The following is a 25242-nucleotide window of genomic DNA, read 5'->3' as shown; positions in this document are numbered from 1 at the left end:
CTGGCGCGGTTCCGTCGGCACCGGCTGCCGGCCGGTGCGCAGCGGGAGTTCGAGTCCGGTGAGCACGTGGCGGCGTGGGCGCCGTACGAGTCGGGGTACCTGATCGCGACCAACCGTGGCCTGTGGCTGCCGGGCCGGGACCGGTTGGGCTGGCACGAGATCCACAAGGCGACGTGGTCCGGCCGCGAGCTGGTCGTCACCCCGGCCCGGCTGGTACGCGAGGCCGGCAGCGCGCCCGACGCCCCCGCCGACGTGTACGCCGACGACGAGCCGCTGCACTTCCGGCTCGGCGACCCGGGTGAGCTGCCGTACCAGGTGCGGGTGCGCGTCACCCGCAGCGTCGCGTACTCCACGCACCACGAGCTGCCGAACGGCGGGGTCCGGATCGTCGCCCGCCGGGTACCGGGGCGGGACGGCCTGAGCTGGGAGCTGCGGTACGACGAGGGCACGGCCGTGATCGGCCCGGACCACGACCTCGTCGGCGAACTGTTCGCCCAGGCCCGCGCCACCGCCTCCGCGAGCTGACCCTGAGCCGCCGTACCGGATCCGGCTCGCCGACACCGACACAGCGGAGTGGCGCCGGGCGGTGGCTGGGCCGGCTCACCGGAACCCGCGGTATGCCGGGGCGGCGCGGGCCGTACGGGAGAGTGCGGTCAGGCGGTGGGGACGGCGGCGCCGGTGACGCGTACCCGGGGGTCGGTGGGGTCGGCGTGGACGACGAGTTCGCTGGGGCGGCCCATGTCCTCGCCCTGCCGGATGGTGACGGGCCCGGCGGGTACGAGGCCGAGGGTGCGCAGGTAGCCGCCGAACGCGGCGGCCGCGGCGCCCGTGGCGGCGTCTTCGACGACACCGCCGACCGGGAACGGGTCGCGCGCGTGGTACACCTCGTCGGTCTCGCGCCAGACGAGGTGCACGGTGGTCCAGCCGTACCGGGTCATGACGTCGGTGAGTCCGTCGACGTCGTACGCGAGGTCGGCGAGGCGGGCGCGGTCGGCGGCGGCGAGGACGAGGTGCTCGTTCCCGCCGTACGCGACGTGTGGCGGGAGGGCCGGGTCGAGGTCGGCGGCGGGCCAGCGCAGGGCGCGCAGGGTGTCGGCGAGTTCGTCGTCGGTGGCGGGGCGGGAGCGGGTGGGCACGCTGGTCATGGTGGCGCGGGCGGGGCCGGTGCCGTCGGTCGAGGTGGCGGTGACGATCTCGCCGGCCGGGGTGTCGAAGGTCAGGTCGCCGGGTCCGGTGCGTTCGGCGAGCGCGACGGCCGTCGCGACGGTCGCGTGGCCGCAGAACGCGACCTCGACGCGGGGGCTGAAGTACCGGAGGCGGTAGCGGCGGGTGGCGGGGTCGCCGCCGGTGACGAACGCGGTCTCGGAGTAGCCGACGTCGGCGGCGATGGCGAGCATGGCGGCGTCGTCGAGGGCGGACGCGTCGAGGACGACGCCGGCCAGGTTGCCGCCGGCCGGGTCGGCGGTGAACGCCGCGTAGCGCAGGATCTCGGTGGTCACGCGCCCACGCTGCCATCCGCGCGGCGGGCCGGACAACGGGCCGGGCGGGTGATCTTCGCCGGGTTCACTCCGGCTCGACGCGGGTGGTCTCGTCCGCCGGCCGGCGCGGCGTCCGCGGTGGGGGCGGTGCCTCGGGGCTCGCCACCCCGAACCGGAGCACCAGGTACGGGTGGCCCAGGCCGGCCAGGATGTCGCGGGCCAGCTTCTCCCGGGTGGCCATGACCTCGACCGGGTCGGAGAACGGCGAGGTGGCGAGGCCGAGCCGGACCGCGGCGAGCAGTACGGCGCCGAGCGCCTCGCCGCCGCGCAGCCAGTGCGGTTCGTCGTCGCGGTCCCCGTGCAGCACCGCGTAGCGGGCGTACTCGTCGGCGACGGGCGGCGCGTCGGGTACCTCGGTGGGCTCGGCGTCGTCGTCCGGGGTGAAGTCGCGGATCGGTACCCGGCGCGGCTCGTCGGAGGGCAGCACGTCCGGCGGGAGCCCGTCGGCGGAGTCGCGGTGTGTCCAGGCGGCCAGCTCCGCCCGGTACTCGGGGTCGTCGCCCTCGATCCCGCCGGCCCGGCTGACCAGCAGGTTCACCAGGGTGACCTGGTCCGGGCGTACCAGGTGGAGGTGTGCGCCGGCGTCCTCGGCGACCGAGGTCAGCTCGTCCAGCGCGTCCTGCGGCGGGTACTGCGGCGCGAACGGTCGCCGGTCGGTGTGCCGGATCAACATCGACTGGTACTCGCGGACCAGGTCGGGGCCGGCCGGCGCGGGCGTACCGAGGCGGATCCGGGCGAGCAGGTCGGGCTGGCCGGGGTCGGGCAGCCGCTCGACCTCCGGCGGGTGGCCGGCCGCGGCGAGCGCCACCTGCGCGTGCTGCAACGCCACCCCGCAGCTGAGCATCAGCGACCGGCCGTCCGGGTCGGTGGCGGTCAGCTGCCGTTCCCGGTCGGCGTACAGCTCGGCCTGTTCGGGGTGCACGATCCACTGCCACGGCTGCGTGTTGTGGATCGACGGTGCCAGCGAGGCCAGCGCGACGGCCTCCCGGAGTACCGTTTCGTCGCTCGCCGACTCGACCATGCGGCCAAGCTATCAACGGCGCCCGGCGGCCCGCGGCGGATTGGCCTTTGTTCCGTCGTATCCCCGGGCTAGGGTCCGGGCCGTGGGCGGCGACGGGTACCTGATCTCGGCGACCGGGCTGGTGAAGCGGTTCGGCGACTTCACCGCGGTCGCCGGCATCGACCTCGGTGTACGGCGGGGTGAGGCGTTCGGCTTCCTCGGGCCGAACGGGGCGGGCAAGAGTTCGACGATGCGCATGATCGGCTGCGTGTCCCCGCCCTCCGAGGGCCGGCTGAGCATCCTCGGGCTGGACGCCGCCAGCCACGGCCCGCAGATCCGCGCCCGGCTCGGCGTCGTCCCGCAACAGGACAGTCTGGACGTCGAGCTGACGGTGCTGGAGAACCTCACGATCTACGCACGCTACTTCGGCATTCCGCGCGCGGTGGCGCAGCGCCGCGCGGCCGAGCTGCTGGACTTCGTACAGCTGGCGGACCGGGCGGGGGACCGGGTGGAGCCGCTGTCGGGCGGCATGAAGCGGCGGCTGACGATCGCCCGTTCGCTGGTGAACGAGCCGGAGCTGGTGCTGCTCGACGAGCCGACCACCGGCCTCGACCCGCAGGCGCGTCACCTGGTCTGGGAGCGGCTGTACCGGTTGAAGCAGCGCGGCGTCACCCTCGTGCTGACCACGCACTACATGGACGAGGCCGAGCAGCTCTGCGACCGGCTGGTCGTGATGGACGGCGGCCGGATCGTCGCCGAGGGCTCCCCGTCCGCCCTCATCGCGCGCTTCTCCACGCGCGAGGTCGTCGAGCTGCGGTTCGACCTCGCCGACCTGGACGGCGCGCGCGGCCGGGACATCGCCGACACGCTGACCGGGCTGGCCGACCGCGTCGAGGTGCTGCCGGACCGGCTGCTGCTCTACACCGCCGACGGCGACGCCACCGTCACCGCCGTCACCGACCGCGGCGTCGAGCCCATGTCCGTTCTGGTACGCCGCAGCAGCCTGGAGGACGTGTTCCTCCGCCTCACCGGCCGCACGTTGGTGGACTGATGGCCACGACCGTACGGGCGGTGCCGCGGGGCAGGGCCGCGCACGTGCTGGCGTACCACCTGGTGGGGTATCGGCGGACGTGGCGTGCGACCGTGTTCTCCAGCTTCCTGCTGCCGGTGATCTACCTGGCCGGCATCGGCCTCGGCGTCGGCGGCTACGTCGACCGCGGCCACCACCTCGGCGTCGCGTACCTGAGCTTCCTGGCGCCCGGTGTGCTCGCCACGACGGCGCTGACCATCGGCGTCGAGGAGTCCACGTACCGGGTGTTCTCGCAGTTCGAGTGGGACCGCACGTACGAGGCGATGCTGGCGACGCCGCTGCGCGTGGTGGACCTGCTGCTCGGGCAGCTGGCGTTCGTGGTGTTCCGGGCGCTGGTGGCGGTGGTGGTGTTCCTGGCGGTGATGGCCGCGTTCGGCACGGTCCACTCGCCGTGGGCGGTGGCGGTCGTCCCCGTCGGGGGGCTGATCGCGCTGGCGTGCGCGGCGCCGACGTTCGCGTTCACCGCGACGCAGTCCTCGGCGCAGGGTTTCTCGGTGCTGCAACGGTTCGCGGTGATCCCGGTGCAGCTGTTCTCCGGCGTGTTCTTCCCGGTGTCGCAGCTGCCGGCGCCGGTCCGGCCGCTGGCGTACCTGTCGCCGCTGTGGCACGGGGTCGAGCTGTGCCGCGGCCTGACCCTCGGCACGCTGCACCCGTGGCCGGCGCTCGGCCACCTGGCGTACCTGGCGGTCTGGGCGGGCGTGGGCTTCGCGCTCGCCGCCCGCACGTTCCGACGACGGTTGGTGGTCTAGGTGCTGAGCACGCTGCTGCTGCGGGTCGACCCGCGCCGGGCCGGCGCCGTCGTCGAACGCAACGTCCTCGTCCACCGGCGCGGCTGGATCGTGCTGCTGTCCGGCTTCTTCGAGCCCTTCCTGTACCTGCTGGCCCTCGGCATCGGGCTCGGTCACCTCGTCGGCAGCGTCCCCGCGCCCGGCGGCGGGACCGTGCCGTACCCGGTGTTCGTGGCGCCCGCGATGCTCGCCGTGCAGGCCATGAACGCGGCGCTCACCGAGACCACGTTCAACGTCTTCGGCAAGCTCAAGTACATGCGGCTGTACGACGCCGTCCTCGCCACCCCCGTCACGCCCACCGAACTCGCGCTCGGCGAGATCGGCTGGTGCCTCGCCCGCAGCGGCCTCTACTCCGCCGCGTTCCTCGGCGTGATGGCCGTCCTCGGCCTCACCCCGTCCTGGTGGGCGGTCCTGGCCTGGCCGGCCGCGCTGCTGATCGGGTTCGCGTTCGCCGCCCTCGGCATGGCGCTCACGACGTTCCTGCGCAGCTGGCAGGACTTCGACTACGTCGTCGTGATCATGATGGTGATGTTCATGTTCGCCGGTACGTTCACGCCCCTGTCCGCGTACCCGGCGTGGGTGCGGCCGCTCGTCGAACTGACCCCGCTGTACCACGGGGTCGCCCTCACCCGCTCCCTCACCACCGGCAGCCCGGACCTCGGCGCGCTCGGCCACGTCGCGTACCTGGTGGTCTGCGTCGTGCTCGGCCTGTGGATCGCCGCCCGCCGCATGGCCCGCCTCCTCCTGACCTGACCGGCTCGCCCGTGGTCCCGCGGTGGTGCTGCCCAGCCATGGCATCCGTGTCGGCCGGCGCTGGTTGCCGGACGCTCAGCACCCGGCCGGGCCGTCGGTACCGCGGGCCGTGTCGGTGCCGCGGTCGTGATGCGGTGGTACTGCCGGTGCTCCGCCGGCGGTGGTTGCCGCGGACCGCTCAGCCCCGGCCGCCCGCTCAGTGCCGGCCGCCCGCTCAGTGCCGGCCGGGGGGCGGTGGGTGCGGTGGGCGTTCCCTTGCCCCGCGGTCGAACCAAGTCCGCCGCGGGGCGGAAAGCCCTAGCTGTGGCTGACGCCGTTGCGGCGGTGATGGTGGCCCTGGTCCGCGGGCTCCGGCTCGTACGGCGCGGTGCCGAACAGCCGCTCCGCGATCCTCGTCTGGCCCAGCTTCGTGTCGGCGATCCGGTCGCCGAGCGCGTCCTTGCCGGTCGTCGCCAACCGACCCGCCTGCGCCTGTACGACCCCGGCGGCCTCCTGCAGCGTCGGGTTGTCCTTCACCCGGCGGGCCGCCGCCACGATCTGCTCGTACCGCTCCCGTCCGGCCCGGCTGCCCAGCACGTACCCGACACCCAGTCCGGCCAGGAAGACCCACTTGGCGCGCATGTCCGACTCCCCTCAGTTGGCACGTCTCCGGCGCGTCGCCCGGCCGGCGCTCGCCGCGCGTTCCATCCTGCCCGCTCAGAGTGACCAAAGCGAGGCGAACCCCTCGGCCGTGGGACGGGGATCCCCTGTGTCACCAGCGCAACCCCTCATGTACTCTTACCCGCGTCGGTTCGCCCCATGCGGGCCAACCCGATCCCGCGTAGCTCAATTGGCAGAGCAGCCGGCTGTTAACCGGCAGGTTCTTGGTTCGAGTCCAAGCGCGGGAGCTTTCCCTCAGCTCGCCGGCTTGCAGCCGATCACGTTCACGAGCAAACCCAGTCCCATCCTCGTTTTCGAGGGCTGCCCGATCCGGCCCGTGCGGCGCAGACTCCGGCGGCGGCACCTGCGACACGGCGACACCTGCCGCGGCGTGCCCGTGGCGGGATCTGTGCCAGAGACCGGGCCGAACGGGCGATCCGGGCGTGCCCGTCGCAGCCTAGCCGTGGCCGGGTGCCCTGCTGGTCAAAGGTCAGCCGACCTGCCGCTCGCATCTCCGTCACGCACCGCCGGGAAGCGCAGCTTCGCGTCCGTTAGCCGCCAGCGTTACAACGATGGGGCATTCAAGATCTGCGTATGGCGCTCGAAGGAGTCATCGACAAGTTCGTCCTCGCCAGCGCCGGGTTCAGGAACGTCCTGACCAGGGTGGGGTCTGGACAGTGGGACTGGTCGACCCGTGCACCGACTGGAGCGTGCGCGCGCTGGTGAACCACGTGACGCGAGGCAACATCAACTACGTCGGCCTGCTTCGCGGAAGTACGGCCGCCGAGTTCCTGCGGCTGCGGAACGTCGACGCGCTGGGGACCGACCCGATGGCTGCTTTCACCCAGTCGGCACACGAGTGCGCGGAAGCGTTTGCCGAGCCTGGCGCACTGCACAAGGTTCTCGACTACCCGCTCGGCCGAGTCACCGCCAGGCAGCTGCTCGCGGTACGCACCACGGATACCGTCGTTCACACCTGGGATCTCGCACGGGCCGTGCGGGTCGATGACGTCCTCGATCACGAGCTGGTCTGCTGGATCAACCAGGAGATCTCTACGATCTACGCCGGTCTTGCCGAGACTCCCGTGGACGACGCGTCGACGCACCGATTCTTCGCCGCTGCCCCGAAACCGCCGACGGATGGCGCCACAGAACAGGACCGTCTCCTCGTACGCATGGGTAGGAGGCCGGGCTGGCCGACGTCCTGATCTGCTCCCGGCGGTCATGGACGGCCCGCGCCGGATGGTCGAGCCCGGCACCGTCGGGGAGCCGCACGGGACGATCGACCAGCCCGCCGCCACCATCGGTACCACCCGCATCCGCACGGCCGTACCGCGCAGCACGTGTACCGCGGACCGGCCGGGCTGTTCCTGCCCGACGACGACACCACCGCCGAGCTGCTCCACACGTACGGGACGGACGACGTGCCGCTGATCGTGCCGGACAAGAGTTCAGGAAGGACGGCCAACCGGACGAGGACGTCGGCGGCACGTTCGGCCTGCTCGACGACGACATCCCGATCAACGGGACGTACGCGGCCACCAGCAGCCGGGTCCGGGTTGTGGGCTGACGCCGCGCCCTCCCACCCGGCCCTCGACCCGGACGGTCGGCGTCGCCCGGCACCGGCCGGGTGCCCCGCGCCGCCGCCTATTCGACCTGGTCGCCGGCCGTGGGTTTCAGGGCCGTCGCGGTACGGACGAGGTGGACCGCCCACACGGTGTCCGCGGTCGTGCCGATCTCGGCGATCCGTACGGAGAAGGCGCGCGCTCGCTCGTCGCCGGTGACGTCGCCGTACCGGCCGGCGCCCTGCTCGAAGAGGAACCGCTCCGTACGCAGCCGGTGTTCGACGTCGCGGGACAGGCTCCAGTGCTGGTGCCAGCCCATGGTGTTCACGAGGCCGGCGGCCAGCGCCGAGGCGGCACTGACGGCGAGGATCCACCACCTCGGAGTACGGGGGAGGCCGGCCAGGACCGCGGCGAGGACGGGAAACCCGACACTGCCGTACCCGAACAGCTTCCAGGCGATCCGGTTGCGCAGCTTGCGCCGGCGCCAGTCGTGGGTCAGGACCTGCCAGTGGGCCATGGCCCGGTTCCGGAGCTCCGCCGACTCCGTCGTCGCGTCCGCCATGCGTGCATGGTCGCAGGACGCCGCCAATCCGTACCGGTGCGTGGATTTTCTGGTTCTGCGACGGGAAAGGGGGTGCGGCCCGGTCGGTCGCACCCCCTTTTGACGTTCTGGCGGCCTATTCGAGGTAATCGCGCAGCAGCTGCGACCGGGACGGGTGCCGCAGCTTGGACATCGTCTTCGACTCGATCTGCCGGATGCGCTCGCGGGTGACGCCGAACGCCTGGCCGATCTCGTCGAGCGTCCGCGGCTGACCGTCGGTCAGCCCGAACCGCAGCCGTACGACGCCGGCCTCGCGCTCGGACAGGGTGCCGAGGACCTGCTGCAGCTCGTTCTGGAAGAGGGAGAAGGAGACCGCCTCGACGGCGGACACCGCCTCGGAGTCCTCGATGAAGTCGCCGAGCTGGCTGTCGCCCTCGTCGCCGATGGTCTGGTCGAGCGAGATGGGCTCCCGCGCGTACTGCTGGATCTCCATCACCTTCTCGGGGGTGATGTCCATTTCCTTCGCCAGCTCCTCGGGGGTGGGCTCGCGGCCCATCGACTGGAGGAGTTCGCGCTGGAGCCGGCCCAGCTTGTTGATGACCTCGACCATGTGCACCGGGATGCGGATCGTACGTGCCTGGTCGGCCATGGCGCGGGTGATGGCCTGCCGGATCCACCACGTCGCGTACGTCGAGAACTTGAAGCCCTTGGTGTAGTCGAACTTCTCGACCGCGCGGACCAGGCCGAGGTTTCCGTCCTGGATCAGGTCGAGGAAGGCCATGCCGCGCCCCGTGTACCGCTTCGCGATGGACACGACGAGCCGCAGGTTGGCCTCCAGCAGGTGGTCCTTGGCGCGGACCCCGTCCCGCTCGATCTGCCGCAGCTCGCGCCGCAGCTCCAGCGGGACCTCCTCGCCGGCCTCCTCCTTCTGGCGGAGCAGCTCGGAGGCGTACAGCCCGGCCTCGATGCGCTTGGCGAGCTCGACCTCCTGCTCGGCGTTCAGCAGCGGCACCCGACCGATCTGCTTCAGGTACGCCCGGACGGAGTCGGCGGAGGTGGTCAGCTCGGCGTCCTTGCGGGCCTGCCGCAGGGCCTCCGACTCCTCGTCGTCCCAGTCGAAGTCGTCGCCCGGCCCGTCCTCGTCGCCGTCCTTCTTCGTACGCCCGGCCGTCTTCTTCGCGGCGGCCTTCTTCGTGGTCTTCTTCGCCGCAGCCTTGCGCGCCGGTGCGGCGGCGGGCGCCTCGGCCTCGGCCTCGTCGGCGGGCTCGGCGGCCGGGGCGGCCTTCTTGGCTGGGGCGGCCTTCTTGACGGCCGGCTTCGCCGCGGGAGCCTTCGGCGCGGCGGCCGGGGCGGACGCCGGCGCCGCGGCGGCGGGCGGCTCCTCGGCCGGTACCGGCTCGGTGATCTTGGCGGCGTTGGTCGGCTTGGCCGCGGGGGTGGAGCGGGTGGTCGTCGCCGGACGCGCCGGCGTCGGCGCCTTGGGGGCGGCGGCCCGGCGGCGCTTGGTGGTGCCGGCCGATCCGTCGACAACCACCGTCACACCCGACTGGGCGAGGGCCTTGAGGATCTTGCGACCCTGGGCCGGGGTCACCTCGGCGGCGGCCAGCACCCGCGCGAGGTCCGCGGAGGTGAGGTGGCCGGAGGCGTCGGCCTGGGCGACGAGGGCGTCGGTGACGGCACGGACGTCGGAACCGGCGGAGGAAGCGGCTTCGGACACAAACGACCTTCCAGAGAAGACGAGAACACCACCCGGGCTGGTGACCACCGGTCGCGTTCTCCAGCAGGGCCACTGGCTTCGCGGTGCGCCACCGCGGGGACCGGCGTGAAGTATAACGAGGTGGTGGCGCGACGGCCCGTCGACGCAGCCCGTGGCGCCGCGCCGGCCTGCCGTACGGCGGTCACCGGGGCGTCATCGGTCGTCCGTACTGGGGACACCCGGCCGGTCGGTGGAGGTGCCGCGACGGGTACCTGAGCGGTCGTCACCCGGGTACGGCGGGACGGCGGTGCGGGCGCGGGCGGCTGGCTAGGGTGGTCGTCGTGAGTACGGTGCGGATCACGTCGCGGGACCTGCCGGTGGCCGAGCTGGGCCCGGTCGATCCGCTCCCGCCGCTCGCCGGACCGCCCGCCGCGCCGTACGAGCTGGCCGGTGGTGACCTGCCGGACGAGATCGTCCGCAACGCGGCGTACGGATACCCGCGCACGCTGCTGCCGTACCTGGTGCAGGACGGGTACGGGCGGCGGCGGGTCACGACGGCGCTGACCACGGCGGTGGTCGACAACGGGATCCTCCGGGCGGAGTTCGCGCCCGGCTGGGGCGGCCGGCTGCTGTCGCTGACCGACCTGCGTACCGGGCGGGAGCTGCTCTACCGCAACCCGGTGCTGCAACCCGCCAACCTGGCCCTGCGCAACGCGTGGTTCGCCGGTGGCGTGGAGTGGAACATCGGCACCCGCGGTCACTCGCCGACCACCTGCGCCCCGCTGCACGCCGCGGTGGTCACCCGGCCGGACGGCGTCCCGGTGCTGCGCATGTGGGAGTACGAGCGGCTGCGCGGCGCGGTGTTCCAGGTCGACGCGTGGCTGCCGGACGGCGCCGACGCGCTGCGCGTGTACGTGCGGATCCGCAACACCACCCCGGACGAGATCCCCATGTACTGGTGGTCCAACACCGCCGTACCGGAGGAGGTGCGGGTGCTGGCCCCGGCGGCGCGCGCGTTCTGCACCGCGTACGACGGGTCGGTGTCGGCGCGGCCGGTGCCGGTGCAGGACGGCGTCGACCGCTCGTACCCGCCGCGCAACCTGCACGCCGCGGACTACTTCTTCGACACCGGTACGCCGCAGCGGCCGTGGATCGCCGCGGTCGACGAGGCCGGGCACGGGCTGGTGCAGACGTCCACGGCGCGGCTGCGCGGGCGCAAGCTGTTCGTGTGGGGCGCCTCGACCGGCGGCCGGCACTGGGTCGACTGGCTCAGCCCCGGCAACTCCGGGTACGCGGAGATCCAGGCCGGGCTGGCCGCCACGCAGTACGAGCACCTGCCGATGCCGGGCGGTGCCGCGTGGAGCTGGCTGGAGACGTACGGGCCGGCGCGGGTGGACCCGGTGGTCGCGCACGGCGACTGGGCGGCGGCGGTGTCCCATGTGGACGGTCTGCTGCCGGCGCCGGCCGCGCTCGACGCGGAGCTGGCCGAGGCGGACCGCGTCGCCGACCGGGCGCCGGACGCGGCGCTGTTCGCCGGTACCGGCTGGGGCGCGCTGGAACGCCTGCGCCGCACCGCGTCCGGGCTCGGCTGGTGCGACGAGACAGGTACCCCGTTCGGTGCGGACACGCTCGGTCCCGAGCAGGAGCCGTGGACCGCGCTGCTGCGCGACGGCACGCTGCCCGACCTGACCCCGGACACCCCGCCACCGTCCTATGTGGGCGGTGGCGGCAGCGAGGGCGACTGGCTGGCCCGGCTCGCCGGCGGTGGCTGGCTCGCCGCGTACCACCGGGCGGTGCTGGCGCACCAGTGCGGCGAGGTCGTGTCGGCCGCCGCGGACTACCGGGAATCGTTGGCACACAAGCCGTCCGCGTGGGCGCTGCGCGGTCTGGCGCTGCTCGACGGGGCGGCCGGGCGGCGGCGGGAGGCGGCCGACCGGCTGGCCGAGGCGTACCGGATGGTGCCGGACTGCCGGCAGCTCGCGGTGGAGGCCGGCGACGCGCTGCTCGCCGCGGACCGGCCCGCCGACTGCCTCGCGCTGATCGACGCCGCCCCGCCGGCCCTGCGTACGCACGGGCGGGTCCGGCTGCTGGAGGTGCGCGCCGCGCTGGCCGCCGGCGTACCGTCGCGGGCTCGGGACGTGCTGTCCGCCGGGCTCGTCGTCGACGACCTGCGCGAGGGTGAGACCAGCCTCGACGCGCTGTGGTCCGCCGCGTTCCCCAACGAGGCCGTTCCGGCGGAGTACGACTTCCGGATGCACTGATGGACCGGTGGCCGTGCCCCGAGTGCGGACGGGAGTTCGACCGGCCGGGGCGCGGCCACCTGTGCGTGCCGGGCTGCACCGTCGAGGAGACGTTCGCGGGACGGCCGCCGGGCCAGCGCGCCGCGTACGAGGAGGTGCTGCGGTTCCTGCGGACCCTCGGTGACGTGTACGCCGACGTGGTGCGGGTCGGCGTGTTCCTCAAGAGCCGGCGCACGCTGGCCGAGCTGCGCCCGATGTCCCGCTGGCTCGCCCTCTACCTGGTACTCCCGCGCCGGCTCGGGCATCCCCGCGTGACCCGGGTGCTGCGGATGTCGGCCGACCGTACCGCGAACGTGGTGCGGCTGACCGGACCGTCCGATGTGGACGATGAGTTGCGCGGCTGGCTGGCCGAGGCGTACCTGTACGCGTCGGACTAGGCGTACCGCTGGTCCGGGGCGCAGAGCGTCGAGGCGGCGTCGTCGCTCACCGGGTACGCGTCGGGGTCGAGACTCGGCACGTAGCCCAGCTCGGCGGTGGCCCGCGCGGTCGACCAGGACCGGGAGCCGGCCGAGACCCCGTGGTACACGCCGTAGCCGACGTCGGCGGTGAGCGCGCCGCGCACCAGCGCGCCGAGATCGTCCGGGCCGAGCCACGTCGGTCGCATGCCAAGCGTGAACGGCTCCCGCTGCACCCCGCCGAACCGCAGGCACACCACCGACGCCCCCGTCCGGTACGCGTGCGCCCGCCCGGCCGACTCCGCGAACGCCTTCGTCGACCCGTACCGGCAGCACGGCGCGGGCACCCACGTCTCGTCGATCGGCGTACGCCCGGCGTGCAGGTACGCGCCCATCGCGTGCACGCTGCTCGCCAGTACCAGCCGCGGTACGCGGTGCTCCTCCGCGGCGGCGAGCAGCGTGCCGAGCGCGGTCAGGTTCGGCCCGGCCAGCTCGTCCCAGCGCGACGCCGGGTGGGCGACGGCGGCCAGGTGCACGATCGCCGACACCCCGTCGGTCACCGACGCGACGAACGCCGGGTCGGTCAGGTCACCGACGACCGTGTCGCCGTCGGCCGCGACCCGGTCGGTCCACCGCACGCGCAGATCCGCCAGGTACGGCACGAGCATCCGGGCGACGTTGCCGGCCCCGCCCGTGACCAGAACCGTCACCGCAGTCACCTCTCACGAAGGGGTCGGTGCGGCGGATCGCGCTCGCCGCAGGCGAAGCCGAGTCCCGCGCACCGTCGTGTCGTTGTACCAGAACGCGACGGCCGGCGCCCGCAGCCGCGCCGCATCAGGTACTGTTTGGGCGGTTTCCGGCATTTACCGGAAACTACCCCTTCGTGCCCGGTGCGACCGCACCGTGCCCACCCTCAGGAGTACGGATGAGACATCGTGTCACCCGGCTCGCGCTGGCCGCCGCCCTCGCGGCCGGTGTCACCGTCGTCGCCGGACCGGCCGCCGCGTCGTCCGGCCAGGGCCCGAGCTGCACCGGCGGCACCGCCGCGGCCCGGACCCGGCCCGCCGCGACGACCCCGCCCGGTACCTGGCACGCGACCTGGCAGGACACGTTCGACGGCGACACGCTCGACACGACCAGGTGGGCCACCGACACCAGCGCGTACTACGACGGCGGCCGCGGCCAGGCCGGCAACCCGCACGGCAGCGACCACAAGTCCGAGTACAACCTGCCGCGGAACCTCGCCGTCTCCGGCGGCAAGCTCGTCATCACCGCCAAGCGCCAGGCGTGGCCCGCCGACAACCCGAAGTACTCCTGGACCTCGGGGCTGGTCACGACAGGCTCGACCAGCAACGGCGGGGCGCCGAAGAACGGCGCGTGGGTGCGGCCCGGCGACTACGTCGAGATGACCGCGAAGCTGTCCGGCACCGTCGGCATGTGGCCCGGCTTCTGGACCTGGAACGGGCCGGACCCGGAGGTCGACGCGGTCGAGTACCACCCGGACAACCCGACGACCGACGAGGTCGGCCGCCCGCAGGTGGACCAGGACTACTGCTGGTGGGACGCCGGCACCGACCTGTCCGCCGGCTACCACACGTACGGCGCGTACCTCGGGTCCGACCGCGTCGACTTCTACCTCGACGGGCAGCGGATCGCCGGTGACCACACCGGTTTCACGTCCGACGGCGCGGCGCTCATCGTGAACCTGTCGGTCAACGACCGCACCGCCGGCGGCACCGACGACGGTCACCCCAGCCCGGCCGGCGACGTCGACCAGGCCACCATGTCCGTCGACGCGGTCACCGTGTACCACCAGTGAAAGCCGGCCGGTGGATCGCGGTGGGGCGGTCCACCGGCCCCGTCACCCCGGGGTACCGGCGCCCGGCGTTGGGGCGCCAGGCGCCGGTACACCGGGTGTAGCTGCCTCGCGGTGTCGATGCCGTCAGGCGTCGCCGGCTCAGGTGTTCGAGCCGCCGTCGACGGTGAGGACCTGGCCGTGGATGTTGGTGTCCGCCGTCAGCAGCATCCGTACCACCGGCAGCACGTCGACCGGTTCGGTCAGCCGGCCGGTCGACGTGCGGCGCACGATCTGGTCGAGCTGCGTGCTGCCGAGTACCGCCGACATCTCCGAGGCGAAGAAGCCCGGCGCGACGCAGTTGATGAGCGCCCGGTCGCGCAGTTCCCGTGCCAGCGAACGGGTCGCGGCCTCCATCCCGCCCTTGGTCGCCGAGTACGCGGCGAGTCCGGGGAAGCCGCGCTGCGCGCAGATCGACGTGACGTTCACGATCCGGCCACGCCGGCTGGTGGCCAGCAGGCGCCGGAGTACGAGGCGGGTCAGCAGCAGCGGCGCGGTCAGGTTCGTCTCGATCAGCCGGGCCAGCGCGTCCGGCGCGGTGTGCACGTGCAGCGAGTCCTGGCCGATCGCGGCGTTGTTCACCAGGCCGTCGATCGGGCCCAGCGTCGACTCGGTCCGCCGCACGAACGCGGTGACCGCGGCCAGGTCGGTCACGTCCACCGAGCCGGCCAGTACGGTGTCGGGCTCGGTGTCGGCGAGCTTCGCCAGCTCCGGCGTCACCGTACGGGCGAAGGCGGCGACCTTGAGCCCGGCCGCGACCAGGTCCTCCACAATGGACAGTCCGAGGCCGCGGGAGCCGCCGGAGACGAGCACCACGGACGCGGCGGGTACGGGGGAGTCAGACATCGCTCTTCAGGGTTTCCTTCACGGGAATCTCGGGCAGGACACGGATCCGGCGCGGCACGGCCGACTCGGCCAGGTGCTCCGCCGCGAACCGTTGCAGCAGCGCGGTGTCCACGGTGCCGTCGGTGACGACCTCGGCGCTGACGAGCTGGCCGACCAGCGGCGCGCGGCGACCGGTCACCCGCGCCCACCGTACGGACGGGTGGGTGAGCAGGACCTCGCGGACCGCGCCGGCCGACACCTTCGTCCCGCCGACGTTGATCTCGTCGCCGGAGATCCGGCCGGGCAGCAGCACCCGGTCGCCGGTCACCTCCGCGCGGTCCCCGGTGTGCAGCAGCTCCGGTACGCCCGCGCCGCGGTGCGGTGAGGCGACCAGCAGCTCACCGTCCACAACGGACAGTCGGGGCCGGTCGACGGAGTCGCGGTCCAGCCAGGACGCCGGGAACCCGGCGCGCCCGTCGTGCACCACCACCGCCGCGCCGGCCTCGCTGGACGCGTAGATCCAGGAGATCCGCGCGTCCGGGAACGTGGCGCGCAGCAGGTCGAGTACCGGCTGGTCGACGGGCTCGCCGCCGAGCGTGATCTGGCTCAACGGCACCGTTGTCAGCTCGTCGCCGTGCCGGTGCAGGCTCTGCCGCCAGAACGTCGGGGTACCCGACACCGCGGTCACGCCGTGCTTGGCCGCCGCCCGCGGCCAGTCGTCCAGGGTGGCCGGGTCGGTGACGACCAGGTCCTGGCCGGGCTGCGCCAGCGACAGCGTCACCAGCTGCCACCACGCGTACGTGCCCGGCGAGTACGGGCAGAGCCAGGTCCGGGGCGGCTGCGCCTCGCGTACCGTGGTCAGGCTGTCGAGGGTGTGGCCGATGCGCTTCGGCCGCCCCGTACTGCCCGAGGTGAGGATCCACAACCGGCCCGGCTCGGCCGCCCGGTGCGCGGGCACCCCGTACGACGGGACCGCGAAGCCGGCCTCGATCAGCTCGGCGCGCAGCGTCTCGTCGACCCGGGACCGCGCGGCGACCAGCAGTTCGGTGCCGTCCTCGACGTGCCGCCGGACGGCGCGCAGCGCGCTCGCCGCGTCCTCGGCGAGTACCGCGACGGGATCGGGCAGCGGCTCGCCGTCGAGCAGCGCGCGCCACGTGGTCGCGGTGCCGTCGGGCAGGACGACCCGGTTCGCGTCGCCAGCCGTCACGTCGCGTCCTGGAGCTCGGCGAGCAGGTCCAGAACGTCACCGACGGTACGGATGTTGCGCAGCCCCGGCGCGTCGAAGTTCAGCTCGCGGCCGATCTCGTCCTCCACCCGGAGGGCCAGTTCGGAGAAGTCCAGCGAGCGGAACCCGATCTCGCGCAGGTCGGCCGACTCGCCGGACGGAAGGTCCTTGCCCTGGGCCGCGAGTACCTGCGTCATGAGGTCGCGGATCTGGTCCCGGTCGAGTACGGAAACGGTGGCGGGCGGGTCGATGGAATTCATTCTTCGGCTACCTTGCGTTCATCCGGGGATAGGGTCATGCGTGCGGTGCAATGTAGCGTACGAATCGGAACTGGCAATGAACATCCGGGAGAGTGGCGTGCTGCGCCGAGCACAACCGGCCGACCGCGGCGACATCCGCCGTTGGCGCAATCATCCGCAGGTCCGCGCGGCGAGCTTCACCGGTCACGAGATTTCCGCGAACGAACACGAAAAATGGTTCGAACGCGTTCTCGCCGACCCGACGCGCGAGTTGTTGATCTATTCCGACGACGGCGTACCGGCCGGTGTCGTGCTGTTCGAGCGGGTGCGTGCGGAAGCCGGCGAACGGACCGCGTCGTGGGGGTTCTACCTCGACCTCGCCGGGCTGGAGGAGCGCGGCACCGGGCTGTCGGCGTGGCTCGGCGTCCAGCGCGCCGCCCTCGACCACGCCTTCGACACCCTCGACCTCGACGTACTCACCGGCGAGGTGCTCGAACACAACACCGTCGTACGCCGCGCCAACCGTCGCTTCGGCTTCGTCGAGGGCCCGCCGGCCGAACGCGTCGTCGACGGCCGGACCGTCGCGTACCGGGAGATCACGTTGCGCCGGGCGGACCGGCGCGGCGCCGCCCGACCCGTACCCGGTGGTGGCACGGCCGGGACCAGCAGCGACGCCACCCGCACCGGCACCGCACAGACCAGCGAGGAGCCCGCATGACCCGCCCCGACGTCACGATCGGCAGCACCCCCGTCGGCCCCGACCACCCGCCGATGATCATCGCGGAGATGTCCGGCAACCACGACGGGAGCCTGGACAGGGCGCTCGACATCGTCCGGATGGCCGCCGACTGCGGCGCGCACGCCGTCAAGCTCCAGACGTACACGGCGGACACGATCACCGTCGACGTGGACACCCCGCGGTTCCGGCTGTCGCCCGACCACAAGCTCTGGCCGAACCGCCGGCTCTACGAGCTGTACCAGGAGGCGCACACCCCGTGGGAGTGGCACGAGCCGATCTTCTCGCTCGCCGCCGACCTCGGGCTCGCCGCGTTCTCCTCGGCGTTCGACCCGACGTCCATCGAGTTCCTGGAGAAGCTCGGCGTGCCCGCGTACAAGGTGGCGTCGTCCGAGGTCACCGACCTGCCGCTGGTGCGCGGGATGGCGGCGACCGGCAAGCCGCTGATCATCAGTACCGGGATGGCGACGCTCGGCGAGATCGACGCCGCCGTCCGTACCGCCCGCGCCGCCGGCAACGACCAGCTGATCGTGCTCGGCTGCACCACCTCGTACCCGGCGCCGCCGGAACACAGCAACCTCCGTTCCCTCCCGGTACTCGAAGGCGCCGTCGACGCGCACGTCGGCCTGTCCGACCACACGCTCGGCATCGGCGCCGCCGTGGCCGCCGTGGCGCTCGGCGCGACCGTCATCGAGAAGCACGTCACGCTGTCCCGCGAGGACGGTGGCGTCGACTCGGCGTTCTCGCTGGAGCCGCGCGAACTGACGCTGCTGCGTACCGAGACGGAGACGGCGTGGCGCTCGCTCGGCCGGGTGTCGTTCGGGCCGTCCGACGCCGAGGCCGAGGGCCTGCGCTTCCGGCGCTCGCTGCACGTGGTCGAGGACGTCGCCGCCGGCGAGCCGATCACCGCCGACAACGTCCGCTCGATCCGCCCGACCGGCGGGCTGGAACCGGAGTCCTTCGCCACCGTCGCCGGGCGTACGTTCCGGGCCGACACGCCCAAGGGCACGCCGCTCACCTGGGACCTCATCTGAGAAGTACGCCCCGGGCGGTGTGTCGCGCCGCCCGGGGCGCCCACCCGGCGGCCGACGTGACGCGCAGGTGAACGCCAGGTGCGGCCCCCGGGGATGCGGTCGCCGTGCCGCCGGGAAGCCGTCGTCACATGCGTGGACTTCCCACGGCGACGATCAGGCCCGCCAGCGCATCCGCGACGCGGGCCGCGCCGGCCCCGTCGACCAGGTGCCACGCGGCGGCCCGCAACCGCTGCCGCTCGGCCGGGTCGGTGAGCAGCCGGCGCAGTACCGGCACCGCTGTTGACGGGTCCGTACGCAGGTCGGACAGGCGGCCGAGGCCGGCGACGGCGCCGGTGGCCACGGCGCGGGCGTACCCGACCTCCTGGTTGTCGACCACGCAGACGAGCGCGGCGGCGGCGCCGAGGCACGCCAGCTCCCAGGCCGACGTACCGGAGGCGGCGACGACCAGGTCGGCGCCGGTGACCAGCCGCGGTAGCTCGTCGCTCGGGCCGATCACCTCATGCGGCCCCGGGACCGCCCGGACCCGCGCGGCCAGCTCCGGGGTCGCCGCCACCACCGTCGCCTCGTACGGCACGCCGGTGGCGGCGAGCGCGCCGGCGAGTACCGGGGCGGCGGCGAACGGGTCGGTGCCGCCGAAGAACGCGAGCACCCGGGGTGGCGTCGCGTCGTCGGTACGCGGGGCGGCGGGCCGGTGCCGCACCACGTCGGCGCGGTGCAGCGCGTACCGCAGGCCGGCGAGGCCGGGGCCGGGCAGCGCGTCGGGCGTGGCGCCGAGGTTCTGGTCCAGGTACAGGTCGGCGGGGTGCGGCCGGGAGTCGCCGTCCACGATCGCCAGCACCGGTACGCCCGCTGCGCGCAGCCGATGCCCCACCGACTCGGGCAGGTGGTACGAGTCGAGCACGGCCGCGGCCGGGGCCAGCCCGAGCACCGTGCCGGCCGGGTCGTCGCCGGGCGGTACCCAGGTGAGGTCGCGCTCGGCGAGCCGGGCCACGGCCCACGGCAGGTCGGCGAGGTCGGCGACGAACACCGGGTCGAGTCCGCGGGGGGCGAGCTGCTCGGCGAGGGCCAGGCAGCGCATCACGTGCCCGAGCCCGCGGACCCGGCCGGCGTCCGCGACCAGCGCGACCGTCACCCGGCCTCCAGGACCTTCTGCCGGATGTGCGCGTTGAGGTCGGTGACCCCGGAGTTGGCGCGCAGCCAGTCGACCAGCTCGGGCATCGCGGGCGGCCGGTCGCCGAAGTGCGCCACGACCGCCTCGATGAGCCGCAGGTCGTCGGAGGTGTCGAGGGTGACCCGCAGGTCGGAGGCGTCCGGGTGGAACGTCACCCCCAGCATCCGGTACGCCGCCGGCTCGGTGTACACGGCGGAGGTGACGTGGACCCGGTGGTGGTCGGTGGCGACGCCGTCCAGCGCGCGCAGCGTGTCGGCCCGGATCACCTCGACGTCCATCCCCCGCGGTACGGACCGGGGCAGCGCGGTGGACACGTAGTCCAGCCACGGCGCCGTACGCCAGGCGTTGACGGCGGTGGCGACCACGGTCGGGTCGAGCAGCGGGCAGTCGGCGGTGAACCGGACGACCGCGTCGGCCTTGCGGCCGTCGAGTACGGCGATGAACCGGCTCAGCACGTCGTGCACAGAGCCGCGGACGGCCTCGACACCCAGCCGTTCCGCCTCGGCGGCCACCGCGTCGTCGCCCGGCTCGGTACTGGTGGCGACCACCAGCTCGTCCAGCACGTCGGCGGCGCGGGCGGCACGGACCACCCAGCCGAGGACGCTGCGTCCGGCGACCGGCCGGAGCACCTTGCCGGGCAGCCGCGTCGAACTCATCCGCGCCTGCACGACGCCAACTATTCTCGTCATGTCGTTCCCATTTCTGGTTAACCTTCCACTAACCTCGTGCGTCTTGACTCGGGTGGCACCTGGCGGCTTCGTGGAAGGAAACGTTCCCCGTGTCAGTACTCAGTGGGTCGGACATCCTCGTCACCGGGGGAACGGGCTCGTTCGGCAAGGCCTTTATACGTCATGTCCTGGACCACCACGACCCGGCCCGGGTGGTTGTCTTCTCGCGTGACGAACTGAAGCAGTACGAGGTTCGTCAGATGTTCAACGACGATTCACGACTGCGTTGGTTCATCGGTGACATCCGCGATCTGGACCGGCTCCGCCGCGCCATGCACAACGTCGATCACGTCGTGCACGCCGCGGCGCTGAAGCAGGTCGACACCGCCGAGTACAACCCGTTCGAGTACGTGCGGACGAACGTGGCGGGGTCGCAGAACGTGATCGAGGCCGCGATCGACACCGGCGTCCAGAAGGTCGTCGCGCTGTCCACCGACAAGGCGTCGAGCCCGATCAACCTGTACGGGGCGACCAAGCTCGTCGCCGACAAGCTGTTCGTGTCGGCCAACCACTACGCCGCGCACCACCCGGCCCGGTTCGCCGTGGTGCGGTACGGCAACGTGATGGGCTCGCGCGGCTCGGTCATCCCGTTCTTCGAGAAGCTTGCGGCGCAAGGGAAGTCGCTGCCGATCACCGACAAGCGGATGACCCGGTTCTGGATCAGCCTGCCGGCCGCGGTGAAGTTCGTGGTCGACTCGTTCGAGCTGATGCAGGGCGGCGAGCTGTACGTGCCGCGCATCCCCAGCATGCGCGTACTCGACCTGGCCGAGGCGGTGGCGCCGGACGCGCCGACGCACGAGATCGGCATGCGGCCGGGCGAGAAGCTGCACGAGGAGATGATCAGCCCGGAGGAGGGCCGCCGCGCGCTACGCCTCGCCGACCGGTACGTGCTCCAGCCGACGATCGCGACCTGGGGCTACACGCCGCCGACCGACGGCGAGCCGGTTGCCGCGGACTTCTGCTACCGCTCGGACACCAACGACCTGTGGATGTCCACCGACGAACTGCGCGCCATGCTCGCGCCGGCGAAGGCCGGCTGACGTCCGGTGAGCAGCGCAGCGAGCGAGGAGCGGAGCCGGTCGGCGGCCGGCCCGAAGGGAGGGCCGGCCGACATGCTCCCGTACGGGCGGCAGTCGATCTCGGACGACGAGATCGCCGCGGTCGCCGAGGTACTGCGGGGCGACTGGCTGACGACCGGCCCCGCGGTGCGGCAGTTCGAGGCGGACCTCGCCACGACCGCCGGCGGCGCCGAGTGCGTCACCGTCACCTCGGGCACCGCGGCGCTGCACACCGCGTACGCGGCGGCCGGGATCGGGCCGGGCGACGAGGTGGTGACCAGCCCGATGACGTTCGTGGCGACCGCGTCGACGGCCGCCATGCTCGGCGCCACCGTGGTGTTCGCCGACGTCGAGGCGGACACCGGGCTGCTCGACCCGCAGGCCGCGAAGGCCGCCTGCACCGAGCGGACCAGGGTCGTCGCCGCGATCGACTACGCCGGCCACCCCGCCGACTACGACGCGCTGCGTACGGTGGCGGACTCGGCCGGGGCGCTGCTGCTCGACGACGCCGCGCACTCCATCGGCGCCACGTACCACGGGAAGCCGATCGGGTCGATCGCCGACCTGACCACGTTCTCGTTCTTCCCGACGAAGAACATGACGACCGCCGAGGGTGGCGCCGTCGCGAGCGTACGGCCGGGGCTGGCGGAGCGGGCGGCGCGGTTCCGCAACATCGGGCTGGTGCGCGAGCCGCACCGGTTCCGGATCGCCGACCAGGGCCGCTGGCACCAGGAGGTGCACGAGTTCGGCCTGAACTACCGGCTGCCGGACGTACTCTGCGCGCTCGGCATCGTGCAGCTGCGGCGGCTCGCCGGGTTCCTGGCCCGGCGGCGCGAGCTGGTCGCCCGGTACCGGACGCTGCTGTCCGATGTGGACGGTCTGCTGCTGCCGCCGCAGCGGCCCGGCGTCGAGCCCGCCTGGCACCTGTTCCCGGTGCGGATCCTCGGCGGCCGCCGCCGCGACGTGTACGAGCGGATGCGCGCGGCCGGCATCGGCGTCCAGGTCAACTACGTCCCCGTCTACTGGCACCCGGTGTTCACCGACCTCGGGTACAAGAGGGGGCTGTGCCCGGTCGCGGAGGAGTACTACGAGCAGGAGCTGTCGCTGCCGATGTTCCCGGACCTGACCGACGACGACCAGGACCGCGTCGTGGACGTGCTCCGCTCGTTGCTGGGATGACGGGTCCGTGTCCGGTGCCCGCCGCGCAGGTTCGTCCATAGTGGAGGGTCGTCGGTGAACCACCAGAACCACTGGTACGGGCACGCGCACGTGTTCGCCCGGTACTGCGGGCTGCGCACGCCGCCGCGGATCCGCGGGTTCGTCCAGCACGGCTGGAACATCCACGACGGGTACGGGGCCGACGATCCGCCGCCGCCCGGCGTACCCCGGCTGGTGTGGTCGGACGGACCGCGCCGGCGCGGGATCGCCGCCGGCGCCGGCAACTACCGGGTGATCGGCGCGCCCTTCGCGTACCTGCTGGCGATGGCCGACGCCGCGGCGACTCCGGGCGCCACGGGCGTTGCCGCGCGGGCGAATCCGGGCACCGCGGACCCTGCCGTGCGGGCGACCCCGGGCGTCACGGGCCTTGCGGCGCGGGCGAATCCGGGCACCCCGGGCCCTGCCGCGCGGGCGAATGCGGGCACCGCGGCGGGACGTGCCGCCCGGCCGGGCACCGAGCCCGTGCGGCGGGGGACGATCTTCTACCCGTTCCACGGGTGGGAGGCGCAGGCCATCTTCGGCGACCACCGGGCGCTCGCCGCGGAGATCGCCGCGCGCGAGGAGCCACCCGTCACCGTCTGCCTGTACTGGATGGAGTTCCGGCACCCGCAGATCCGCGAGATGTACGAGTCGTTCGGGTTCCGGGTGATCACGCACGGCACCCGCGGCGGCCACTACCAGGGCACCGACCCGTGGTTCCTGGACAAGCAGCTGGCCGAGCTGCGCGCGCACCGCCGCGTCGGGTCCAACCGGCTGTGCACCGCCCTGCTGTACGGTGCGGCCGCCGGCTGCGAGGTCGGCGTGTACGGCGACCCGATGCTGATCGAGAACGAGAACCCGGCGTACGGCGGGAACGCGCGGGTGCGGCGGCTGTGGCCGGAGATGCACGCGCCGGCGGTGGACCGCCGGGTGTCCGACGCGGTCGCCGCCGAGGAACTGGGCCGGCGGTACGTGGCGCCGCCGGCGGAGATCGCCGACCTGTTCGGCTGGACCCGGGACGACGCTCCCGCGGGTGCCGGCCGGGCCCGAGACGAAGCCCTGGTGGGTTGACGGGACGTGGACACGACGATCGAGGACACCGCCGACGCGGTACGGCTGCTCGGCGGCGAGGTGCTGGCCGGCTCCGACGCCGACGGCGCCGACCGGTACGGCGGGTGGCTGCTGGCGCTGGTCGGCGCCGCGCTACCGGACCGCGGCCGGGTACTGGTCGCCGGCCGGCACGACGACTCGCTGCTGACCGCGCTGGCCGACCGCGGTCTCGCGGTGGATCTGGTGCTGCGCAACCTGCCCGACGCCCGCGCCGCGCGTACCCGGCTGGCGGCGTCGGGGGTGCGGGTGCTGTGCGGCGGGCTGGACCGCCTGCCGCCCGACGGTTCCGGGTACGCCGCGGTCATCGCGCTGGACGACCCTGCCGCGCTGTACGGGCCGGACAGCCCGCCGCGCCGCTGGGCCGACACCGTCGCCCTGCTCGCCGCGCTGGCCGCACCCGGCGCCCCCGCACTCCTGTTGGTACGCAACGGACTCGGGCTGGACCGGCTCACCGGCGTGGCCGCCGCCTCCGACACCGACGTACCGCCCGGCCTGGCCGCGGTACGCACGGCGCTGGCCGCGGCCGGGCTGCGTACCGGGTCGGTGCTGGCGGCGTACCCGGGGCTGGTGGCGGAGGAGACGGCGCTGGCCGCGGCCGGCGACGGGGTGGCCTCGCTGGTCGCGGCGGCCTGCCTGCCCGGCCCCGCGCCGGTACTGACCGACCCGGCCCCGCTGGCCCGCGACGCCGTACGGCACGGCCTCGGCGTCGCGCTGGCGCCGGCCTGGGTGGTGCTGACCTGCCGCGCCGACGACGACCGCCCGACCCCGACCGCGGCCCCGACCGCGCGGCCGGGGATCGTGCTCGCCGACCGCGGGGTGCCGGACTTCTGGGCGGTGCCGCAGCTGTTGCAACGGGACGCCGACGGCGGCTGGCGGCGCGCCCCACTGTCGGCGGACACCGCGCCGCGGGCACTCGACCACCTCACCCGCGATCCGTCCACACTGGACGGACCGGTACCGGCCGGCGTGCCGCTGCGCGACCTGCTCGTCGCCGCGGCCGCCGCCGACGACCTGGTCACCGCGCGCGAACTCGTGCGGGCGTACCGGGAGTGGCTGTTGGCGGACGGGACGGACGGCGACTGGCGCGCGGTGTGGGCCGGCGACGAGACCGGGCACGGGCCCCTCGCCGCACCCGGCAAGGCCGTCGCCGACCTGTCCGGCGTGCTGCTCGGCCCGGACGGTCCCGCCCTCGCCGACCCGAGCTGGTCGACCACCCTGGCGGTACCGGTCGATCTGGTCTTTCTCCGTGCGCTGCAACGGTTCTGCTACGAGCTGGTCGCCGGCGGGCACCGGCACCCGTGGCCGGTGGGCGTCTCGCCGGACCGGCTCGCGGTGACCCTCGCGGCCACCGCCGGCGTGGCGGTCTCGGCGCGCGACCTGGCCGCCGCCGCGGCGTACGCGGTGCACCTGGACGAACCGCGCGCGCCCGCGGACGGCGGCGACGCGAAGCGGTACGCGGAACTGCGCGAGCGGTGGTCGGCCGATCCGGGCCACGGCACCGTCCCGCCCACCGGGTACGCGGAGGCGGTGCGGCTGGTGGGTTCGCTCACCGCGGAGCTGGCCGACGCCCGCGCGCAGATCCGCTGGCTGGACGACAGCGTCGCCGAACGCGACCGCCGGCTCGGCGAGCTGGGCACGCTGCGCCGGTCCGTGACGTACCGGATCGGGTACCTGTTCACCTTCCCGTTCCACATCGGGATTCGCTTGCTCCGCCGGGAAATGCGGCGGTTGCGGTCATGACGACGAGGGAGAGACGGCA

Annotated in this window: 25 protein-coding genes and 1 tRNA gene; 15 read left to right on the top strand and 11 right to left on the bottom strand. The window is 73.5% G+C overall.

Annotated features, from left to right (window positions below):
* On the top strand, positions 1–525 hold the full coding sequence (locus Aru02nite_RS11745; protein WP_203657571.1) for a hypothetical protein: 525 nt from the start codon (positions 1–3) through the stop codon (positions 523–525).
* 128 nt (positions 526–653) lie between these two features.
* Here Aru02nite_RS11745 and Aru02nite_RS11740 read toward each other — a convergent pair whose 3' ends face one another.
* Complete coding sequence (locus Aru02nite_RS11740; RefSeq protein ID WP_203657467.1) at positions 654–1499, bottom strand: PhzF family phenazine biosynthesis isomerase; 846 nt, start codon at positions 1497–1499, stop codon at positions 654–656.
* A gap of 64 nt (positions 1500–1563) precedes the next feature.
* Positions 1564–2559: an Acg family FMN-binding oxidoreductase gene (locus Aru02nite_RS11735; RefSeq protein ID WP_203657466.1), complete on the bottom strand. Its 996-nt coding sequence runs from the start codon at positions 2557–2559 to the stop codon at positions 1564–1566.
* 82 nt (positions 2560–2641) lie between these two features.
* Here Aru02nite_RS11735 and Aru02nite_RS11730 point away from each other — a divergent pair, with 82 nt between their 5' ends.
* From Aru02nite_RS11730 to Aru02nite_RS11720, 3 genes are read left to right on the top strand one after another with little or no spacing between them, the layout of a single operon-like run.
* Positions 2642–3589, top strand: coding sequence for an ABC transporter ATP-binding protein (locus Aru02nite_RS11730; RefSeq protein WP_239076615.1), 948 nt, complete (start codon positions 2642–2644; stop codon positions 3587–3589).
* Complete coding sequence (locus Aru02nite_RS11725; RefSeq protein WP_203657464.1) at positions 3589–4377, top strand: ABC transporter permease; 789 nt, start codon at positions 3589–3591, stop codon at positions 4375–4377. Before Aru02nite_RS11730 ends, Aru02nite_RS11725 begins: the two co-directional genes overlap by 1 nt.
* Positions 4378–5169 (top strand): ABC transporter permease, encoded by a 792-nt coding sequence (locus tag Aru02nite_RS11720; RefSeq protein WP_203657463.1) that lies wholly within the window; start codon positions 4378–4380, stop codon positions 5167–5169.
* Positions 5170–5466: 297 nt separating this feature from the next.
* Here the strand turns inward: Aru02nite_RS11720 and Aru02nite_RS11715 are convergent, their stop codons facing one another.
* Positions 5467–5790 (bottom strand): hypothetical protein, encoded by a 324-nt coding sequence (locus Aru02nite_RS11715; protein WP_203657462.1) that lies wholly within the window; start codon positions 5788–5790, stop codon positions 5467–5469.
* Positions 5791–5983: 193 nt separating this feature from the next.
* On the opposite strand from Aru02nite_RS11715, the gene Aru02nite_RS11710 reads away from it, so the two are divergent.
* Together Aru02nite_RS11710 and Aru02nite_RS11705 are read left to right on the top strand one after the other, a co-directional pair.
* Positions 5984–6056: transfer RNA gene (locus tag Aru02nite_RS11710), tRNA-Asn, on the top strand.
* A gap of 429 nt (positions 6057–6485) precedes the next feature.
* The gene (locus Aru02nite_RS11705; RefSeq protein ID WP_203657461.1) at positions 6486–7016 is read left to right on the top strand and encodes a TIGR03086 family metal-binding protein; all 531 of its coding nucleotides are present in this window, start codon (positions 6486–6488) and stop codon (positions 7014–7016) included.
* Positions 7017–7455: 439 nt separating this feature from the next.
* Here the strand turns inward: Aru02nite_RS11705 and Aru02nite_RS11700 are convergent, their stop codons facing one another.
* Positions 7456–7935 carry a DUF4231 domain-containing protein gene (locus Aru02nite_RS11700; RefSeq protein ID WP_203657460.1) on the bottom strand — a complete coding sequence of 160 codons (480 nt, stop codon included), beginning with the start codon at positions 7933–7935 and terminating at the stop codon, positions 7456–7458.
* A 115-nt stretch (positions 7936–8050) separates the two neighbouring features.
* Entirely contained in the window at positions 8051–9631 is a 1581-nt protein-coding gene (locus Aru02nite_RS11695; RefSeq protein WP_203657459.1) for an RNA polymerase sigma factor, read from the bottom strand.
* 320 nt (positions 9632–9951) lie between these two features.
* On the opposite strand from Aru02nite_RS11695, the gene Aru02nite_RS11690 reads away from it, so the two are divergent.
* Both Aru02nite_RS11690 and Aru02nite_RS11685 read left to right on the top strand, forming a co-directional pair.
* Positions 9952–11871, top strand: a complete 1920-nt coding sequence (locus Aru02nite_RS11690; RefSeq protein WP_203657458.1) for a DUF5107 domain-containing protein — start codon at positions 9952–9954, stop codon at positions 11869–11871.
* A complete protein-coding gene (locus tag Aru02nite_RS11685) occupies positions 11871–12287 on the top strand; it encodes a DUF5655 domain-containing protein (RefSeq protein ID WP_203657457.1) in 417 nt (138 codons plus the stop codon). Before Aru02nite_RS11690 ends, Aru02nite_RS11685 begins: the two co-directional genes overlap by 1 nt.
* Here the strand turns inward: Aru02nite_RS11685 and Aru02nite_RS11680 are convergent.
* Entirely contained in the window at positions 12284–13015 is a 732-nt protein-coding gene (locus Aru02nite_RS11680; protein WP_203657456.1) for an NAD-dependent epimerase/dehydratase family protein, read from the bottom strand. The genes Aru02nite_RS11685 and Aru02nite_RS11680 overlap by 4 nt on opposite strands.
* Before the next feature lie 215 nt (positions 13016–13230).
* On the opposite strand from Aru02nite_RS11680, the gene Aru02nite_RS11675 reads away from it, so the two are divergent.
* Entirely contained in the window at positions 13231–14124 is an 894-nt protein-coding gene (locus Aru02nite_RS11675; RefSeq protein WP_203657455.1) for a glycoside hydrolase family 16 protein, read from the top strand.
* Positions 14125–14262: 138 nt separating this feature from the next.
* On the opposite strand, the gene Aru02nite_RS11670 is transcribed toward Aru02nite_RS11675, so the two are convergent.
* From Aru02nite_RS11670 to Aru02nite_RS11660, 3 genes are read right to left on the bottom strand one after another with little or no spacing between them, the layout of a single operon-like run.
* Positions 14263–15006, bottom strand: coding sequence for an SDR family NAD(P)-dependent oxidoreductase (locus Aru02nite_RS11670; protein WP_203657454.1), 744 nt, complete (start codon positions 15004–15006; stop codon positions 14263–14265).
* Positions 14999–16192 (bottom strand): AMP-binding protein, encoded by a 1194-nt coding sequence (locus Aru02nite_RS11665; protein ID WP_203657453.1) that lies wholly within the window; start codon positions 16190–16192, stop codon positions 14999–15001. Before Aru02nite_RS11665 ends, Aru02nite_RS11670 begins: the two co-directional genes overlap by 8 nt.
* Entirely contained in the window at positions 16189–16470 is a 282-nt protein-coding gene (locus tag Aru02nite_RS11660; RefSeq protein WP_203657452.1) for an acyl carrier protein, read from the bottom strand. The genes Aru02nite_RS11665 and Aru02nite_RS11660 overlap by 4 nt, the downstream gene beginning before the upstream one ends.
* 97 nt (positions 16471–16567) lie before the next feature.
* Here Aru02nite_RS11660 and Aru02nite_RS11655 point away from each other — a divergent pair, with 97 nt between their 5' ends.
* The gene (locus Aru02nite_RS11655; RefSeq protein WP_239076614.1) at positions 16568–17167 is read left to right on the top strand and encodes a GNAT family N-acetyltransferase; all 600 of its coding nucleotides are present in this window, start codon (positions 16568–16570) and stop codon (positions 17165–17167) included.
* Positions 17164–18219, top strand: coding sequence for a pseudaminic acid synthase (gene pseI, locus Aru02nite_RS11650; RefSeq protein WP_203657450.1), 1056 nt, complete (start codon positions 17164–17166; stop codon positions 18217–18219). The genes Aru02nite_RS11655 and pseI overlap by 4 nt, the downstream gene beginning before the upstream one ends.
* A gap of 124 nt (positions 18220–18343) precedes the next feature.
* Here the strand turns inward: pseI and Aru02nite_RS11645 are convergent, their stop codons facing one another.
* Complete coding sequence (locus tag Aru02nite_RS11645) at positions 18344–19351, bottom strand: PseG/SpsG family protein (RefSeq protein ID WP_203657449.1); 1008 nt, start codon at positions 19349–19351, stop codon at positions 18344–18346.
* A complete protein-coding gene (locus tag Aru02nite_RS11640; protein ID WP_203657448.1) occupies positions 19348–20079 on the bottom strand; it encodes a cytidylyltransferase domain-containing protein in 732 nt (243 codons plus the stop codon). Before Aru02nite_RS11640 ends, Aru02nite_RS11645 begins: the two co-directional genes overlap by 4 nt.
* 89 nt (positions 20080–20168) lie before the next feature.
* On the opposite strand from Aru02nite_RS11640, the gene pseB reads away from it, so the two are divergent.
* The 4 genes from pseB (at position 20169) to Aru02nite_RS11620 (ending at position 25223) form a co-directional block, all read left to right on the top strand.
* On the top strand, positions 20169–21158 hold the full coding sequence (gene pseB, locus Aru02nite_RS11635; protein ID WP_203657447.1) for a UDP-N-acetylglucosamine 4,6-dehydratase (inverting): 990 nt from the start codon (positions 20169–20171) through the stop codon (positions 21156–21158).
* Between the two features lie 72 nt (positions 21159–21230).
* Positions 21231–22355, top strand: a complete 1125-nt coding sequence (locus tag Aru02nite_RS11630) for a DegT/DnrJ/EryC1/StrS family aminotransferase (protein ID WP_203657446.1) — start codon at positions 21231–21233, stop codon at positions 22353–22355.
* Positions 22356–22409: 54 nt separating this feature from the next.
* Positions 22410–23444, top strand: a complete 1035-nt coding sequence (locus Aru02nite_RS11625; protein ID WP_203657445.1) for a hypothetical protein — start codon at positions 22410–22412, stop codon at positions 23442–23444.
* A gap of 6 nt (positions 23445–23450) precedes the next feature.
* Positions 23451–25223, top strand: a complete 1773-nt coding sequence (locus Aru02nite_RS11620) for a hypothetical protein (RefSeq protein WP_203657444.1) — start codon at positions 23451–23453, stop codon at positions 25221–25223.
* Positions 25224–25242: the final 19 nt, after the last annotated feature.

The sequence above is a fragment of the Actinocatenispora rupis genome (assembly GCF_016861975.1).
GTDB classification, from domain to species: domain Bacteria; phylum Actinomycetota; class Actinomycetes; order Mycobacteriales; family Micromonosporaceae; genus Actinocatenispora; species Actinocatenispora rupis.
Note: the sequence above shows the minus strand (reverse complement) of the source record. Positions and strands in the feature narration are given on the sequence as shown.

What these genes read in the sequence shown, in the direction of transcription:
- Aru02nite_RS11735 (WP_203657466.1), bottom strand. Translation starts at nt 2,559, where the DNA reads ATGGTCGAGTCGGCGAGCGACGAAACGGTACTCCGGGAGGCCGTCGCG.
- Aru02nite_RS11725 (WP_203657464.1), top strand. Translation starts at nt 3,589, where the DNA reads ATGGCCACGACCGTACGGGCGGTGCCGCGGGGCAGGGCCGCGCACGTG.
- Aru02nite_RS11715 (WP_203657462.1), bottom strand. Translation starts at nt 5,790, where the DNA reads ATGCGCGCCAAGTGGGTCTTCCTGGCCGGACTGGGTGTCGGGTACGTG.
- Aru02nite_RS11700 (WP_203657460.1), bottom strand. Translation starts at nt 7,935, where the DNA reads ATGGCGGACGCGACGACGGAGTCGGCGGAGCTCCGGAACCGGGCCATG.
- Aru02nite_RS11685 (WP_203657457.1), top strand. Translation starts at nt 11,871, where the DNA reads ATGGACCGGTGGCCGTGCCCCGAGTGCGGACGGGAGTTCGACCGGCCG.
- Aru02nite_RS11675 (WP_203657455.1), top strand. Translation starts at nt 13,231, where the DNA reads ATGAGACATCGTGTCACCCGGCTCGCGCTGGCCGCCGCCCTCGCGGCC.
- Aru02nite_RS11670 (WP_203657454.1), bottom strand. Translation starts at nt 15,006, where the DNA reads ATGTCTGACTCCCCCGTACCCGCCGCGTCCGTGGTGCTCGTCTCCGGC.
- Aru02nite_RS11660 (WP_203657452.1), bottom strand. Translation starts at nt 16,470, where the DNA reads ATGAATTCCATCGACCCGCCCGCCACCGTTTCCGTACTCGACCGGGAC.
- pseI (WP_203657450.1), top strand. Translation starts at nt 17,164, where the DNA reads ATGACCCGCCCCGACGTCACGATCGGCAGCACCCCCGTCGGCCCCGAC.
- Aru02nite_RS11640 (WP_203657448.1), bottom strand. Translation starts at nt 20,079, where the DNA reads ATGACGAGAATAGTTGGCGTCGTGCAGGCGCGGATGAGTTCGACGCGG.
- Aru02nite_RS11630 (WP_203657446.1), top strand. Translation starts at nt 21,231, where the DNA reads ATGCTCCCGTACGGGCGGCAGTCGATCTCGGACGACGAGATCGCCGCG.